Origin of the sequence: Actinomadura luteofluorescens, from assembly GCF_013409365.1 — a bacterium.
Lineage (GTDB): Bacteria > Actinomycetota > Actinomycetes > Streptosporangiales > Streptosporangiaceae > Spirillospora > Spirillospora luteofluorescens.
This window is the reverse complement of sequence record NZ_JACCBA010000001.1, coordinates 1350594-1364239: the sequence shown is the minus strand read 5'-3', so window position 1 is coordinate 1364239 and position 13646 is coordinate 1350594. Positions and strand designations below refer to the sequence as shown.

Annotated in this window: 14 protein-coding genes; 9 read left to right on the top strand and 5 right to left on the bottom strand. The window is 73.1% G+C overall.

The features are described 5' to 3' along the window. Positions 1-42: 42 nt before the first annotated feature. A complete protein-coding gene (locus tag BJY14_RS06055) occupies positions 43-1056 on the bottom strand; it encodes a hypothetical protein (protein WP_179842705.1) in 1014 nt (337 codons plus the stop codon). Positions 1057-1239: 183 nt separating this feature from the next. Here BJY14_RS06055 and BJY14_RS06050 point away from each other — a divergent pair, with 183 nt between their 5' ends. Together BJY14_RS06050 and uvrB are read left to right on the top strand one after the other, a co-directional pair. Then, positions 1240-2391 (top strand): sensor histidine kinase, encoded by a 1152-nt coding sequence (locus tag BJY14_RS06050; protein ID WP_179842704.1) that lies wholly within the window; start codon positions 1240-1242, stop codon positions 2389-2391. 93 nt (positions 2392-2484) lie between these two features. Continuing rightward, positions 2485-4602: an excinuclease ABC subunit UvrB gene (gene uvrB, locus BJY14_RS06045; RefSeq protein ID WP_179842703.1), complete on the top strand. Its 2118-nt coding sequence runs from the start codon at positions 2485-2487 to the stop codon at positions 4600-4602. A 242-nt stretch (positions 4603-4844) separates the two neighbouring features. On the opposite strand, the gene BJY14_RS44940 is transcribed toward uvrB, so the two are convergent. Next, positions 4845-5681: a GNAT family N-acetyltransferase gene (locus BJY14_RS44940; RefSeq protein ID WP_179842702.1), complete on the bottom strand. Its 837-nt coding sequence runs from the start codon at positions 5679-5681 to the stop codon at positions 4845-4847. 287 nt (positions 5682-5968) lie between these two features. Further along, on the bottom strand, positions 5969-6562 hold the full coding sequence (locus tag BJY14_RS06035) for a hypothetical protein (RefSeq protein WP_179842701.1): 594 nt from the start codon (positions 6560-6562) through the stop codon (positions 5969-5971). 259 nt (positions 6563-6821) lie between these two features. On the opposite strand from BJY14_RS06035, the gene BJY14_RS06030 reads away from it, so the two are divergent. The 4 genes from BJY14_RS06030 (at position 6822) to BJY14_RS06015 (ending at position 10709) form a co-directional block, all read left to right on the top strand. Then, a complete protein-coding gene (locus tag BJY14_RS06030; RefSeq protein ID WP_179842700.1) occupies positions 6822-7940 on the top strand; it encodes an ADP-ribosylglycohydrolase family protein in 1119 nt (372 codons plus the stop codon). Between the two features lie 55 nt (positions 7941-7995). Next, positions 7996-8502 carry a GNAT family N-acetyltransferase gene (locus BJY14_RS06025; protein ID WP_179842699.1) on the top strand — a complete coding sequence of 169 codons (507 nt, stop codon included), beginning with the start codon at positions 7996-7998 and terminating at the stop codon, positions 8500-8502. Between the two features lie 84 nt (positions 8503-8586). After that, entirely contained in the window at positions 8587-9624 is a 1038-nt protein-coding gene (locus tag BJY14_RS06020) for an SGNH/GDSL hydrolase family protein (RefSeq protein WP_179842698.1), read from the top strand. A gap of 119 nt (positions 9625-9743) precedes the next feature. Continuing rightward, positions 9744-10709: a CapA family protein gene (locus BJY14_RS06015; RefSeq protein ID WP_179842697.1), complete on the top strand. Its 966-nt coding sequence runs from the start codon at positions 9744-9746 to the stop codon at positions 10707-10709. 4 nt (positions 10710-10713) lie between these two features. Here BJY14_RS06015 and BJY14_RS06010 read toward each other — a convergent pair whose 3' ends face one another. After that, positions 10714-11301, bottom strand: a complete 588-nt coding sequence (locus BJY14_RS06010) for a TetR/AcrR family transcriptional regulator (protein WP_179842696.1) — start codon at positions 11299-11301, stop codon at positions 10714-10716. 48 nt (positions 11302-11349) lie between these two features. Here BJY14_RS06010 and BJY14_RS06005 point away from each other — a divergent pair, with 48 nt between their 5' ends. Next, complete coding sequence (locus BJY14_RS06005) at positions 11350-12168, top strand: class I SAM-dependent methyltransferase (protein ID WP_179842695.1); 819 nt, start codon at positions 11350-11352, stop codon at positions 12166-12168. 15 nt (positions 12169-12183) lie between these two features. Here BJY14_RS06005 and BJY14_RS06000 read toward each other — a convergent pair whose 3' ends face one another. Then, a complete protein-coding gene (locus BJY14_RS06000) occupies positions 12184-12678 on the bottom strand; it encodes a pyridoxamine 5'-phosphate oxidase family protein (RefSeq protein ID WP_179842694.1) in 495 nt (164 codons plus the stop codon). 87 nt (positions 12679-12765) lie between these two features. Here BJY14_RS06000 and BJY14_RS44935 point away from each other — a divergent pair, with 87 nt between their 5' ends. Together BJY14_RS44935 and BJY14_RS44930 are read left to right on the top strand one after the other, a co-directional pair. Beyond that, positions 12766-13116 (top strand): ArsR/SmtB family transcription factor, encoded by a 351-nt coding sequence (locus tag BJY14_RS44935; protein WP_179842693.1) that lies wholly within the window; start codon positions 12766-12768, stop codon positions 13114-13116. Then, positions 13113-13640 carry a GNAT family N-acetyltransferase gene (locus tag BJY14_RS44930; RefSeq protein WP_312879007.1) on the top strand — a complete coding sequence of 176 codons (528 nt, stop codon included), beginning with the start codon at positions 13113-13115 and terminating at the stop codon, positions 13638-13640. The genes BJY14_RS44935 and BJY14_RS44930 overlap by 4 nt, the downstream gene beginning before the upstream one ends. Positions 13641-13646: the final 6 nt, after the last annotated feature.

Here is a 13646-nt window from a genome sequence, read left to right as displayed (position 1 = left end):
CCCCCCGGCCCGTCTCCCGCGCCCCGCACCGTCATCCGCGCGTCACTCGTAGGGGTCCTTGGCCCGCAGGGCCTTACGTATGATCTCGATGACGTCGCGGTCGGTATAGCCCTGCGCGAGGTCGATTCCGATGACCTCGAAGAGCTTGCGCACTTCCTCCACGGTCGGCTCGTCGTCCAGGGGCGCCAGCCTGGCCTGCTCGACCGGGACGCGCCGCGCCTGGTCGAGGCTCGTCTGCAGCTCCGCGCTCACCCAGCTGTAGTAGAACTTGGCGCTGTCGACGACCAGGGCCTCGCCGCGCGGATCGTCGCGGGTGACCACCACGCCCGAGGAGGCGAGGTCGTAGCGCAGCGTCGTCATCGTCTGCGCGAGGCCGATGTCGATGTCGAGCATCGCGAACCGCTGCTTGTGCCAGCACGCCGCCAGGATCGTGGCGTACGCCTCCTTGCGGGTGCGTTCCAGCGTCCACGGCTCGCCCGTGGCGTCCGGCCCGTCCGACACCGACCGGCGGTGACGCGCGTACGCCTCGCACACCTCCACGTTCGTGGGGTCGAGGATCTCCATGCGGAACAGCAGCGTCCGCCGCTCCCGCCGCGCGGCCGCCACGCACTCGGGCAGCGTGCGCGCGCGGATGTAGGTGCCCGTCCCGCCCTTGAAGAACCACCGGTCGGTGGCGCGGCGGGCCTCCGCCAGGACCTGCGCGACCTGCGCCCCGCTGATGACCCGCACGACCGTGGTCTCGTCCAGGGCGCGCTTGGTGTCGGACAGGACGCCCTCGAACGCCTCGATGTGGGTCAGCTTGGCGTCGAGCTCACCGAGCGTGGCCGCCGAGGCGCGCAGCGTGTCGCGCACCTCCGCCTCGACCGGGACGCGCCGCCCGCGGTCGCGCAGCACCGACGTCGCCAGCAGGCCGATCACCGCGAGGATCCCGCTGTTGGTGATCTCGGTCTCGTTCGGCAGGTTCACCCCGAGCCCGAGCACCGCCACGACGACCGCCAGCACCAGCGCGATCACGGCGTCGGCGTTCTTCCCGAACCAGTTGGCGAATCGGGCCATTGTGCGGTTTCCCCGTCCTTGTCGGCGCCGGGGCGCTCGGGGCGCCGAGGGGCGGCCCCCTCGAACGGCCCGACCGGCGCGGTCATCGTAACCACAGCGTCCATTCGCTGGAAAAGCCCTGCAGGTAAGGGCTGTGCTCACATGTGCGACAGGCGCCCTTTAAGTCGCTATAGGCTCGTCGCCATGCGCGTACGGGGATGGTGGTCGGGGGCATGGCCCACCCGGCGTTCCCGTGCCTTCGACATCGCGATCGCCCTGACATTCGCGGTGGGCGACGGCCTCTTCCTGTGGTTCGCCGAACAGAGCTTCTGGCTGCCGCCCCCGGTCGTGTCGGCCTGCAGCGTCGTGCTCGGCCTGGCCCTGATCGTGCGGCGCTCCCACCCGGTGGGCCTGGCGGTGTTCGCGGTGGTGTACGGCACCGTCACGGGCGCCGGGGCGTTCAGCACCCTCATCGTCCTGTACTCGCTCGCCGCCTACACCGCGTCCCGCCGCACGGTGGTGGTCATCGCGCTCGGCGGCTACGTCGCCAACCTGGTCTTCCCGGCCCCCACGGCGGCGACGGAGTCCTTCCTCGCACAGTCGATCTTCGGGATCGCGTTCGTGGGGGTCCCCGTCCTGCTGGGCCTCTACATGGGCGCGCGCAAGCAGCTCCTGGTCTCGCTCCAGGAACGCGCCGCGAGACTCGAACGCGAGCAGCACCTGCTCGCGGAACGCGCGCGCGGGGAGGAACGCACCCGCATCGCGCGGGAGATGCACGACGTCGTCGCCAACCGCATCAGCGTGATGGTCGTCCACGCGGGCGCGCTGAAGGCGATCGCCGTCCGCGACCCGGCGCGGGCCGCCGAGACCGCCTCGGTCATCGGCGACATGGGGCGGCAGGCGCTGGAGGAGCTCCGGCACGTCGTCGGGGTGCTCAGGCAGGGGGAGGAGGCCCTCCCCCAGCAGGAGGTGACGCTGGCCCATCTCCGCGAGCTGGTCGGCCAGTCCGGCGCCGCGGGCCTGCGCGTGGACCTGACGATCCGCGGCGAGGAGCGCCCCATGCCCGCCGCCGTCGGCCGGACGGTCTACCGGCTCGTGCAGGAGGCCCTCACCAACGTCCACAAGCACGCCGGCGCCGCCGACACCCGCGTGCACCTCGGCCTCCTCCCGGAGGCGGTCGAAGTGGAGATCGCCAACGAGCCGCCCACCGCCGGGCCCCAGCACCGGCTGCCCTCCGGCGGGAACGGCCTGGTCGGGCTGCGCGAGCGCGTCACCGCCCTCGGCGGCAGCTTCGACGCCGGCCCGCGCGGCGGCGGTTACGCCGTCCGGGCCCGGCTCCCGCTGCCCGCCTCCTGAGCCCGCGCGACGCCGCCCGCGCGGCCGCGGAATGTCCGAGCCCCTGCATACAGTTGGGAGAGCAGGGAGAACGCCGGATCCAGGGGAGTGTCGATGCGCCCAGTCACGGACCTGCGGCGCCGCGTGGCGCCGTTCGAGGTCGTCACCGAGATGACGCCGTCGGGCGACCAGCCGCAGGCGATCGCCGAGCTCGCCGCCCGCGTCTCGGCGGGTGAGAAGGACGCGGTGCTCCTCGGCGCGACCGGCACCGGCAAGACCGCCACGATCGCGTGGCTGGTGGAGAAGCTCCAGCGGCCCGTCCTCGTCATGCAGCCGAACAAGACCCTCGCCGCCCAGTTCGCCAACGAGCTGCGCGAGATGCTGCCCAACAACGCCGTCGAGTACTTCGTGTCGTACTACGACTACTACCAGCCCGAGGCGTACATCCCGCAGACCGACACCTACATCGAGAAGGACTCCTCGATCAACGACGAGGTCGACCGGCTGCGGCACTCGGCGACCAACTCGCTGCTCACCCGCCGCGACACCGTCGTGGTGGCGTCCGTGTCCTGCATCTACGGCCTCGGCACCCCGCAGGAGTACGTCGACCGGATGGTCCGGCTGCACGTCGGCCAGGAGATCGACCGCGACGACCTGCTCCGGCAGCTCGTCGGCATGCAGTACACCCGCAACGATCTCGCCTTCACCCGCGGCACGTTCCGCGTCCGCGGCGACACCGTCGAGATCATCCCGCAGTACGAGGAGCTCGCCGTCCGGATCGAGATGTTCGGCGACGAGATCGAGAAGCTGGCGACCCTGCACCCGCTCACCGGCGAGCTGATCACCGAGGACGAGGAGCTGTACGTCTTCCCCGCCTCCCACTACGTCGCCGGGCCCGAGCGCATGGAGCGCGCCATCGGCCAGATCGAGGCCGAGCTGGAGGAGACCCTCGCCGTCATGGAGCGGCAGGGCAAGATGCTGGAGGCGCAGCGCCTGCGCATGCGCACCACCTACGACATCGAGATGATGCGGCAGGTCGGCACCTGCTCCGGCATCGAGAACTACTCCCGGCACATCGACGGCCGCGGCCCCGGCACCGCCCCCAACACCCTCCTGGACTACTTCCCCGAAGACTTCCTCCTCGTCGTCGACGAGTCCCACCAGACGGTCCCGCAGATCGGCGCCATGTACGAGGGCGACGCGTCCCGCAAGCGGATGCTGGTCGAGCACGGGTTCCGGCTGCCGTCCGCCATGGACAACCGCCCGCTGAAGTGGGAGGAGTTCCTCGAACGGATCGGCCAGACCGTCTACCTGTCGGCGACGCCCGGCCCCTACGAGATGAACCGCGTCAAGGGCGACGTCGTCGAGCAGGTCATCCGCCCCACCGGCCTGATCGACCCCGAGATCGTCGTCAAGCCGACCAAGGGCCAGATCGACGACCTCATCCACGAGATCCGCGAGCGCACCGAGCGCGACGAGCGCGTCCTGGTCACCACCCTCACCAAGAAGATGGCCGAGGACCTCACCGACTACCTGCTCGAACTCGGCATCCAGGTCCGCTACCTGCACAGCGAGGTCGACACCCTGCGCCGCATCGAGCTGCTGCGCGAGCTGCGCGCCGGCGACTACGACGTCCTCGTCGGCATCAACCTGCTCCGCGAGGGCCTCGACCTGCCCGAGGTCTCCCTCGTGGCGATCCTGGACGCCGACAAGGAGGGCTTCCTGCGCTCCGAGACGTCCCTCATCCAGACGATCGGCCGCGCGGCCCGCAACGTGTCGGGCCAGGTCCACATGTACGCCGACACCGTCACCCCGTCCATGGAGCGGGCGATCGACGAGACCACCCGGCGCCGCGCCAAGCAGCGCGCCTACAACGAGGAGCACGGCATCGAGCCGCAGGCGCTGCGCAAGCGGATCGCCGACATCCTCGACTCCCTCGCCCGCGAGGACGCCGACACCGAGACCCTGATCGGCGGCGGCGGCCGCCAGCAGAGCCGCGGCAAGGCGCCCGTCCCCGGTCTCGCCTCCCGCACCAGGGAGGCCGGCCGGCACGCCGCCGACCTGGTCGGGGAGCGCCCCCGTGAGGAGCTGGAGGGCCTCATCGAGCAGATGACCGACCAGATGCACCAGGCCGCCACCGACCTGCAGTTCGAACTCGCCGCCCGCCTCCGCGACGAGATCAAGGAACTCAAGCGCGAACTACGCGACATGAAGGAGGCGGGCGTCAAGTAACCCCCACCCCCTGACCGAAGGCCCCATCGGGCGAACGGCCCCGTCCTCTCCCTCGCGACCATCACGATCAGCAACCCGCAGGGGACGGGGTAGTGGACCAGTGCTCACACCACGACCCGCGCGAGCACGACCTCCCATCACCGATCAAGACCTTTGATCAGCGGTGAGGGCACGGCTCCGGCCCGAGGACGGCCGCTGGTTGCCAGGCATCGAGTCCGTCGGGGCTGGCCTGGGGGCTTTTGTCAGGTGAAGGTGAGGGCGATCCGGTCTTCGACCGGGCGGTAGCCGAGGCGGTGGTAGACGCCGTTGCTGGTCGGGTTGGCGAGGTCGGTGAACAGTACGACCTCCGTGGCGCCGGCGTCCTGGGCGGCGCGGGTGACTGCGGCGGTCACCGCGGCCCCGTAGCCGCGGCGGCGATGCTCGGCTGGGGTGTACACGGGCGCCACCCGTGCCGTTCCCGCGACCGCCGGCGTCCGTCCCGCCATCGCCACCGGGCCGCCGGCCGACTCCCAGAGCACGATGCCGTCCTCCGCGAGCCGGCCGTCGACCACCGCCGGGTTCGGATCCCCGTGGCCGCCGGCGTCCCGGCGGAACGCCGCGTACCAGTCGTGGACCAGCTCCCGGTCCCTGGCGTCCGCGACCCGCGCCGCGCCGTCCGGCGGCGGGTCCGGCATGTCGAGCCCCGCCAGCCGGTGGAGCCGCTCCCTCCGCGCGACGCGGACCGGGCTCCCGGTCCGGCGGGTCCACGCCTCCGCGAAGCCCTCGGCGACCTGCGGCGTCCCGTTGACGCCCGGGACCCGCGCCTCCCGCCTGGCCAGGGCCTCGGCCAGCTCCGGCGCCGCGGACCCCGGCATGGCGCTGAGCATGACCGGATACGCCCCCGTCCACACGCAGGTGCCCGCGACGCCGCCGACCGCCGTCCACCAGCCGAACAGCGCCGTCGGATAGAGAGCAGGGCCCTGTGTCCGAATCGCCTTGGTCACGGTCAGCGGCACGGTGTTCGCGACGGGATCGGCGCGCAGAAACCCCTCCGCCCGCGCCAGGAACTCTTCGACATCGTCGGTCAGCTTCCAGACCATGCCTCAGCATGCCCGCGGCCACGTCCCCGACGCAGCCCTTTTACGATGCGCCCAACCCGCGACCTGCGACCGCGACCTGCGACCGCGGCATGCGGCCTGGGACTGCGGCCTGGGCACTTCTGCTGCAGGCGGTGGACGGCGGTGCCTGCTGGTGGATGCAGCCAGCCTGTTGGAGTGCTGAGGGGTGGGTGGTGCGTCCGTGGGAGGTGGTGGGCAGTGGTGGCCTGGCTTGGTGTGTTGAGGGGTGGGTTGGGGTGGGTGCCGGAGGTGGTGTGCGGGGCAGGCGTCTAGGGGGTGCTCAGTGCGGTGGGGGAGGGGCGGCGGGTCCGGCGGAGGCAGTAGGCGGCGGTCGCGGCGGCCAGGAGCGGGCCCCAGAGGACGAGGGGGCCGTAGGACGCGACGAAGAGGGCCAGCCTCCAGCCTTCGAGCGCGACCGCGGTCCCGTCCGGCTCGGTGAACTCGTTGAAGCCCGGCAGGCTCGTGATCGTCACGATGGTGAGGACGGCGGCGCCCGTGCCCGCCGGGACGGCGGCGGCCAGGACCGGCACCCTGCGCCCGGCGAGGCCGGGGATCCAGCGCGGGACCACCTCGCCCCACCGGGCCACCAGGCCGACGGCGAGGAAGGCCAGCGCCTCGCTGAGGACGCTGAGGAAGATCGTGTACCCCCACATCGGGACCCAGCCGGGCAGGTCGCCGCGCGCGTCGCCCATGTCCCCCCGCAGCGGGCCGATCGGAGCGCCGAAGCCGAGGGCGATCCGCCACAGGCAGGAGGGCAGGACCACCAGGCTGGCGGCGTAGGCGGAGACGACCGCCCACCGCGGGGCGTCCTCGACGGTGTCTCCGTGCATCCGGCGGATCATCGCCGTCGGGTTCCTCAGCATGTTCGCCCTTCTGGTCGTGCGGCCTGTCTGCACGGCCAGTGAACGGCTTCCGCCCGATGGGGCACCTCCCTCCCGCGCGTGATCCGGCTCCCCTCCGGGAGGGAGCGGTCACCTGGACCGTGGTGGCTCCCTTGCGCTCAGCGGGTGTCCGAGCGTCGTCGGGGAAGGGCCTGGCGCGGGCTTCCTCCGATGCATGGCGCCGGGCCGCCCGGTGATCTTCGCCGGGACGCGCGGCCGGCGGGTCGGTAGCGTGTCGGGCATGGCGGACATGGCGGGCGATCGGATGCTGGGGTGCCTGTTCGGCGGGGCGGTCGGGGAGGCGCTCGGACGTCCCGTGGAGGGGATGTCCGTCGCCGAGATCCGCGCGGCGTACGGGCCCGCGGGCGTGACGGGCCTGCCGGCACGGGCGGAGATCGGGGAGGCGACGCAGCTGAGCCTGCTCACCGCGCAGGCGGGCGTCCAGGCGTCCATCCGGGCCCGGGCGAAAGGGATCGGCGGCGCGTACCTCGGGCTGGTGCAGGCGAACTACCTCGCGTGGCTGCGCGCGCGGGGAGAGCGGATGCCCGAGCAGGATCTGCTGGTGAGCGGTCCGGCGCTTCGCGATCCGGCGGTGACGGCGCGGCGCGGCGCGGGTCGCACCACCCTCGCCGCGCTGCGCATGGCGGCGGAGCGCGGCAAGCCGGGGTGGCCTCTAGGCAGGGTGGACGAACCCGTCAACGATTCCAAGGGCTGCGCCGGAACGGTCCGGGCCGCGCCGTGCGGCTTCGGGTATCCCGATCCCGGGGTCGTCTTCACCTGGGGGCAGGGGACGGCGGCGCTCACCCACGGCCACCCGTCCGGCCGCCTCCCCGCGGGCACGCTCGCTGTAGCGGTGTCGGCGCTCGTTCACGGCGCCACTCTCGCCGACGCGCTGGGGCACGCCATGGCGCGACTGCGCGAGCACGAAGGGCACGAGGAGACGACGGCGGCGCTGGAGAAGGCGCTGGCGCTGCCGCGCGGCGGCCCGGCGTCCCAGGTGCCCGAGCGGCTGGAGAGCCTCGGCGGCGGATTCACCGGACCGGAGGCCCTCGCCATCGCCGTGCACGCCGCGCTGGCCGCGGAGGCCGCGGGCGGCCACCCGCTGGAGATCGTCCCGCGCGGGACGCTGCTGGCGGTCAACCACTCCGGCGACAGTGACTCCACCGGCGCCATCTGCGGAAACCTGCTCGGCGCCCGGTACGGCTCCCGGGCGGTCCCCGAGCACTGGCGCGCGGGCGTCGAGGCCGCCGGGGTCATCGCCGTCCTCGCCGAGGGCAGCGCGGTCGAGTTCGGCCCGAGCCCGCCCGCCGACTCCTACGGCGAGCCGCCCATGGACTGGCACTCGCGCTTCTACGCCTGACCAGGGCGCCGTTTAATCGGGGGACGGCGCTCGGGAGAGCGCCTACCATCGCGGCATGGAGCATGAGGTCCGGACGGCGCGGGGCGGTGACCTGGCGGGGCTGGCGGAGATCGAGAACTCGGGCGACGCGATGTTCGGCGAGATCGGGATCGTGTTCCCGCCCGGCCCGACCGTGGCCGAGCAGATGATCGGCAGGGGCGCGGAGATCGTGGTGGCCGGTGACCCGCCGGTCGGGTTCGCCGCCGTCGAGGAGGTCGACGGGGCCGCGCACCTGGAGCAGATCTCGGTGCGCGGCGACCTGGTGGGGCGGGGGATCGGCGTCCTGCTGCTGGACGAGGTCAAGGCGCGGGCCGCCGCGGCCGGGCGGCCCGGGGTCAGCCTGCTGACGTTCCGGGACGTCCCGTGGAACGGCCCCTGGTACGCCCGGCACGGGTTCGCGGAGCTGCCGCGGGAGCGGTGGGGGCCGGGGATCAGGTCCTACTGGGACGCCGAGATCGAGGCCGGCCTGCACGAACTGGGGCCGCGGATCGTCATGTGGGCGCCGCTCCGGCGCCCCAGTTAAAGATCTACAATGTAAAGGCGGGAACCCGGGGCGCTCGGCGGACGTCTGGCCCATGGACGTCCGGCGCGTGGACGAAGGAGAACGATGATCAGCCCGGTCGCATGGGTGCGGGGCCGTCTCGGCGAGCGGGGCGCCGCGCTCGCGCTCCTGGCGCTGCTGCTGGCGCTGGCGGTCGTCCCGCTGGTGGCGATGCCGGCGGCGCGGTGCGAGGTGTTCGGGAGCGGCTGCCGCGCTACGGACCCCGAGCGGCGCGCGGACCCGGTCGCCGCGGCCACCCCGGCGATCACCCCGGTCGAGGTGGCGACCCGGGGCGCCTATGTCGCGCTGGGGGACTCCTACTCGGCGGGCGTCGGGGCGGAGGCGACGGTGGGCGACCAGAACCCGCTCGACCGGTGCCACCGGACGTCCAAGGCGTACTACCACGAGGTCTCGCAGGCGTTCCGCTTCGCGAAGGGCAGCGCGTTCTGGGCGTGCTCGGGCGCGACCACCGACGACGTGCTGGACGGACGGGGCGGCGAACCCCCGCAGATCGGCCGTGTCGGGCGGGACACCAGCCTGGTCACGATCAGCATCGGCGGCAACGACGTCGGGTTCTCGCGGGTGCTCGCCGGCTGCGTGGTGAAGCTGCCGTGGGGGAGGGGCTGCTCCGGGCAGGGCGAGGAGATCGCCCGGCGGATGGCCGGGCTCCGGGAGAGCCTGCCCGCGCTGCTGGCCGAGATCACCGCGCGGGCGCCGGAGGCGCGGGTGATCGTGATGTCCTACCCCAAGGCGTTCTCCGAGGTCAGCGGCGTGGACGGGGACAACATCACCGTGCCGGACCAGCGCTGGCTGAACGCGCGGGCCTACGAGCTGGGCGGGGTGATCCGGCAGTCGGTGATGGAGGCGGACGCGCGCAAGGTGGCCGGGCACCGGCACGGCAGCGTGGAGTTCGTGGACGCCTTCAGCGCGTTCGCCGGCCACGAGGTGGGCAGCCGCGACGCCTACATGAACGGGCTGACGCTGAACCTCGCGGCGCTCGAAGCGGAGCCGCGCAGCTACCACCCGACGGTCGCCGGGCAGCAGGCGCTCGCCCGGCTCTTCGTCGACCAGGTCAAGAAGGGCCCGGGCCGCGCGCTCTCCTGACCCGCCGCCCGATCTCGCAGAGCCCGATCTCGCAGAGCCCGATCTCGCAGAGCCCGATCTCGCCGGGCCGGTGAGAGCCGTCCCCGACCAGGGCACGACTGTCCTAGGGGGTTCTGCGCATGGCCATCACGATCGCGCTCGCCGGAGACACGATGCTGGGACGCGGCGTCGCGGAGGAGATCGCCGCGTTCGGCCCGCACGGCCTGTTCTCCGACGGGGTGCGCGAGGTGTTCGGCGAGGCCGATCTCGCCGTGGTGAACCTGGAGTGCTGCGTGTCCGGGCGCGGGCGGCGGTGGGACGCGCCGGGCAAGCCCTTCCACTTCCGTGCGCCGCCGGCCGCGGCCGAGACCCTCGCCGACCTCGGCGTGGACTGCGTGACGCTCGCCAACAACCACGCCCTGGACTACGGACCGGACGCGCTCGCGGACACGCTCGACCTCCTCTGGCGCGCGGGCATCCGGACCGTGGGCGCTGGCGAGGACCTGGAGCGGGCGCGGGAGCCCGCCGTCCTGGAGGCCGGGGGAGTGCGGGTCGCGGTCCTCGGCGTCACGGATCATCCGGCCGACTTCGCGGCGGGGGCGGACCGTCCGGGCGTCGCCTACGCCGATCTGGAGGACGGCGTCCCCGGCTACCTGCTGGAGGAGGTCCGGCGCCTGCGCGGCGGGCACGACGCCGTCCTGGTCATGCCGCACTGGGGCCCGAACATGATCCCGGCGCCGCTGCCCTACGTGCGGCGCGCGGCGGGGAGGCTGGTGGACGCCGGCGCGACGCTCGTCGCCGGGAGTTCCGCGCACGTCTTCCACGCCGTGGCGTGGCCGGTGATGTTCGACATGGGCGACTTCATCGACGACTACGCGGTCGACGCCCTGCTGCGCAACGATCTCGGCCTGCTGTTCCTGGTGACGCTGGACGACGCGGGGCCGTCCCGGATCGAGGCGGTTCCGATCCGGCTGGACTTCTGCCGCACCCGCCTGGCGGCCGGCGCCGACCGCGCCTGGATCATCGACCGGTTCGCCAAGGCCTGCGCGGCGTTCGACACGCCGGTGACGGTCCGGGACGAGCGCCTCGTCATCGAACGGCTCTAGGGGGTCAGCGCAGCACGGCCGCGACGACGCCGGTCACCGTCCTGCGCACGGCTTCGTCGTCCGGAGGCGGGGCGGTCCGGTCGGCGAACAGCAGGTGGCCGGCGCCGACCAGGGTGGGGGCGAGCAGGTCGACCTCGGCGTCCGCCGCGATCCGGCCGAGGTCGCGCTCGGCGGAGAGGTAGGAGGCGATCATCTCCACGGCCTCGGTCAGCACCGGCACCCCGGCCGGCCAGGTCCGCCGCAGCCGGGCGCGCAGCTCGTCCCGGAAGGTGATGAGGGGGACGATCGCGACGGCGACCGACGCGTAGACGGCTCTCAGGGCCTCGGAGAGGTTGCCGACGACGGTGCCGGTCCCGGCGGCTTCACGTAGGGCGGCCGTCTCGGCGTCCATCCGGTGCACGCGGTCCAGGACGAACTCGGCGAGGAAGGCGTCGAAGTCGGCGAAGTGCCGGTGCAGGACGCCCTTGGCGCAGCCCGCCTCGGCGGTGACCGCCCGGCTGGTCAGGGCGCTCGGCCCGTCCCGCAGCAGGACGCGCTCGGCGGCGTCGAACAGCTGCTCGCGCACGTCGCGCATGGCGACCCCTGTCGGCACGGCGGTTCCTCCTTGACGAGTGGGCAAGCGCCCATTCATAGTGGGCGCATGCCCATTATATCGACCGGCCCTCCCCCCGAACCGCACCGCGCCCGCGAGGTGGCGGAGTCCTTCGGCTCGGACGCCGAACGCTACGACCGCGCCCGGCCCCGCTATCCCGACGCTCTCGTGGAGCGGATCGCCGCCGCCTGTCCCGGGCCGGACGTCCTGGACGTCGGTTGCGGCACCGGCATCGAGGCCCGCCAGTTCCAGGCCGCCGGCTGCACGGTGCTCGGCGTCGAGCCGGACGCGCGGATGGCCGGCTTCGCGCGGCGCGGCGGGCTGGAGGTCGAGGAGGCGACGTTCGAGTCCTGGGACCCGGCGGGCCGGGACTTCGACGCCGTGATCGCCGGGACGGCCTGGCACTGGGTGGACCCCGTCGCCGGAGCGGCCAAGGCGGCGCGGGTGCTGCGGCCGGGCGGCCGGCTGGCGGCGTTCTGGCACGTGTTCGAGCTCCCGCCCACCGTGATGGCCGCCTTCGTGGCGGTCTACCGGCGGGTCGTGCCCGACTCCCCGTTCAGCGTTCGCACGGACAAGTCGGCCATGGAGGGCTACCAGGTGATGTTCGCCAAGGCCGCCGACGGGATCGCGGCCGCCGGCGGCTTCGGCGAGCCGGAGCAGTGGCGGTTCGACTGGGAGCACGTCTACACCCGCGACGAGTGGCTGGACCAGATGCCCACCCAGGGCACGCTCACGGGGCTCCCGGAGGCCGACCGGGCGCAGGTGCTGGAAGGCGTCGGCGAGGCCATCGACGCCCTCGGCGGAAGCTTCACCATGCCCTACGCGACCGTGGTCGTCACGGCGTCGAAGGCCGCTGGCCCGGCGTGAGGCGACCGGGCCCGGTCAGGATCCCTCGACCGGGTCCACGCCGCGCCGGACGTCGATCCCGGCGGCGTTGCGCGGGTCGCGGCCCGGCAGGTGAACCTCGAATCTGGTCGCGTCGGCGTGGTAGAGACGCAGTGGGGCGGCGCCGCTGAGCTCGTCGGGCCGGAAGGCCACAGCGCCCGGGTCGACCCCGGGGAACGCGTCGGCGCAGCGCCGCGGCAGATCCTCGTCGGCGACGAGGGAGGCCACGGCGTCGATGTACACGGCGCGGCCCTGCCCGATCTCCACGGTCGAGTCGTAGATGACGATGGCGACCTCCGGACGCGCGGCGATGTTGCCCGAGTGCCGCGCGTCCGGGGAGGACACCCAGTAGAACGTGCGGTAGCCGGCGTGCGTGAAGTACACCGGCGACAGGCGGGGCCGGTGATCGGCTTCGCTCGTCCCCAGGGTCATGTACCGGTTTCCGTCGATCACCGTGCGCGCCAACGCGTCCAAGTCCTCTGGCAGGCTCATAGGGAGGAGTGTGGCCCAGGGGACTGACATCGCGGCGGTGAAGGTGGTCTGGATCTTCGGGTTTTTATCGTCTATCGTCGATGAACGATGGATGCTGAGACGGGCCCGCTGGACCGGCCCACCGCCGCCGAGTACGCCTCCTGGTTCAGGGCCCTGGCCGACCCCACCCGGATCCAGATCGTCTCGCTGCTGGCCCGCCGGGACCGCCCCATGAGCGTCGGCGAGATCGTGAGGGCGGTGGAGGTCGGCCAGTCGACCGTCTCGGCCCATCTGAGGGTGCTGGCCCGGGTGCGGTTCGTGCTGGCGGAACGGCGGGGCACCGCCTCCTACTACCGCGTCAACGCCGCCTGCGTCGGCTGCTTCCCGTCCGCCGCCGACGTCGTCATGGGCAGGCCCGTCCCCGCCCTGCCCGCCGGATCCCCGGAGGGACGGCCGTGACCGATCCCGAGGCGGGCCCCGGTGTCACCGTCAGGGCCATGCGCGCGGCCGACGCCGGGCGAGTACTGGCGATCTACCAGGACGGCCTGGACACCGGGCAGGCGAGCTTCGAGACCAGCGCCCCCACCTGGGAGACGTTCGACGCAGCCAAGCTGGACCGCCACCGGTACGTGGCCGTCGACGCGGCCGGGGCCCCGCCGGGCGACGTGCTCGGCTGGATCGCCGCGAGCGCCGTGTCCGACCGCTGCTGCTACAGCGGTGTGGTCGAGCACAGCGTGTACGTCTGCCCTGGCGCCCGGGGGCGTGGCGTCGGGTCCGCGCTGCTGACCGCGCTCATCGCCTCCACCGAGGCGGACGGCATCTGGACGATCCAGTCCGGCGTCTTCCCCGAGAACGCCTCCAGCCTGCGGCTGCACGCCAGGGCCGGGTTCCGCACCGTGGGCGTCCGTGAACGTCTCGGCCGCCTCCACGGGCGCTGGCGCGACGTCGTCCTCCTCGAACGCCGCAGCCCGCGCGTGATGTAACGGCCC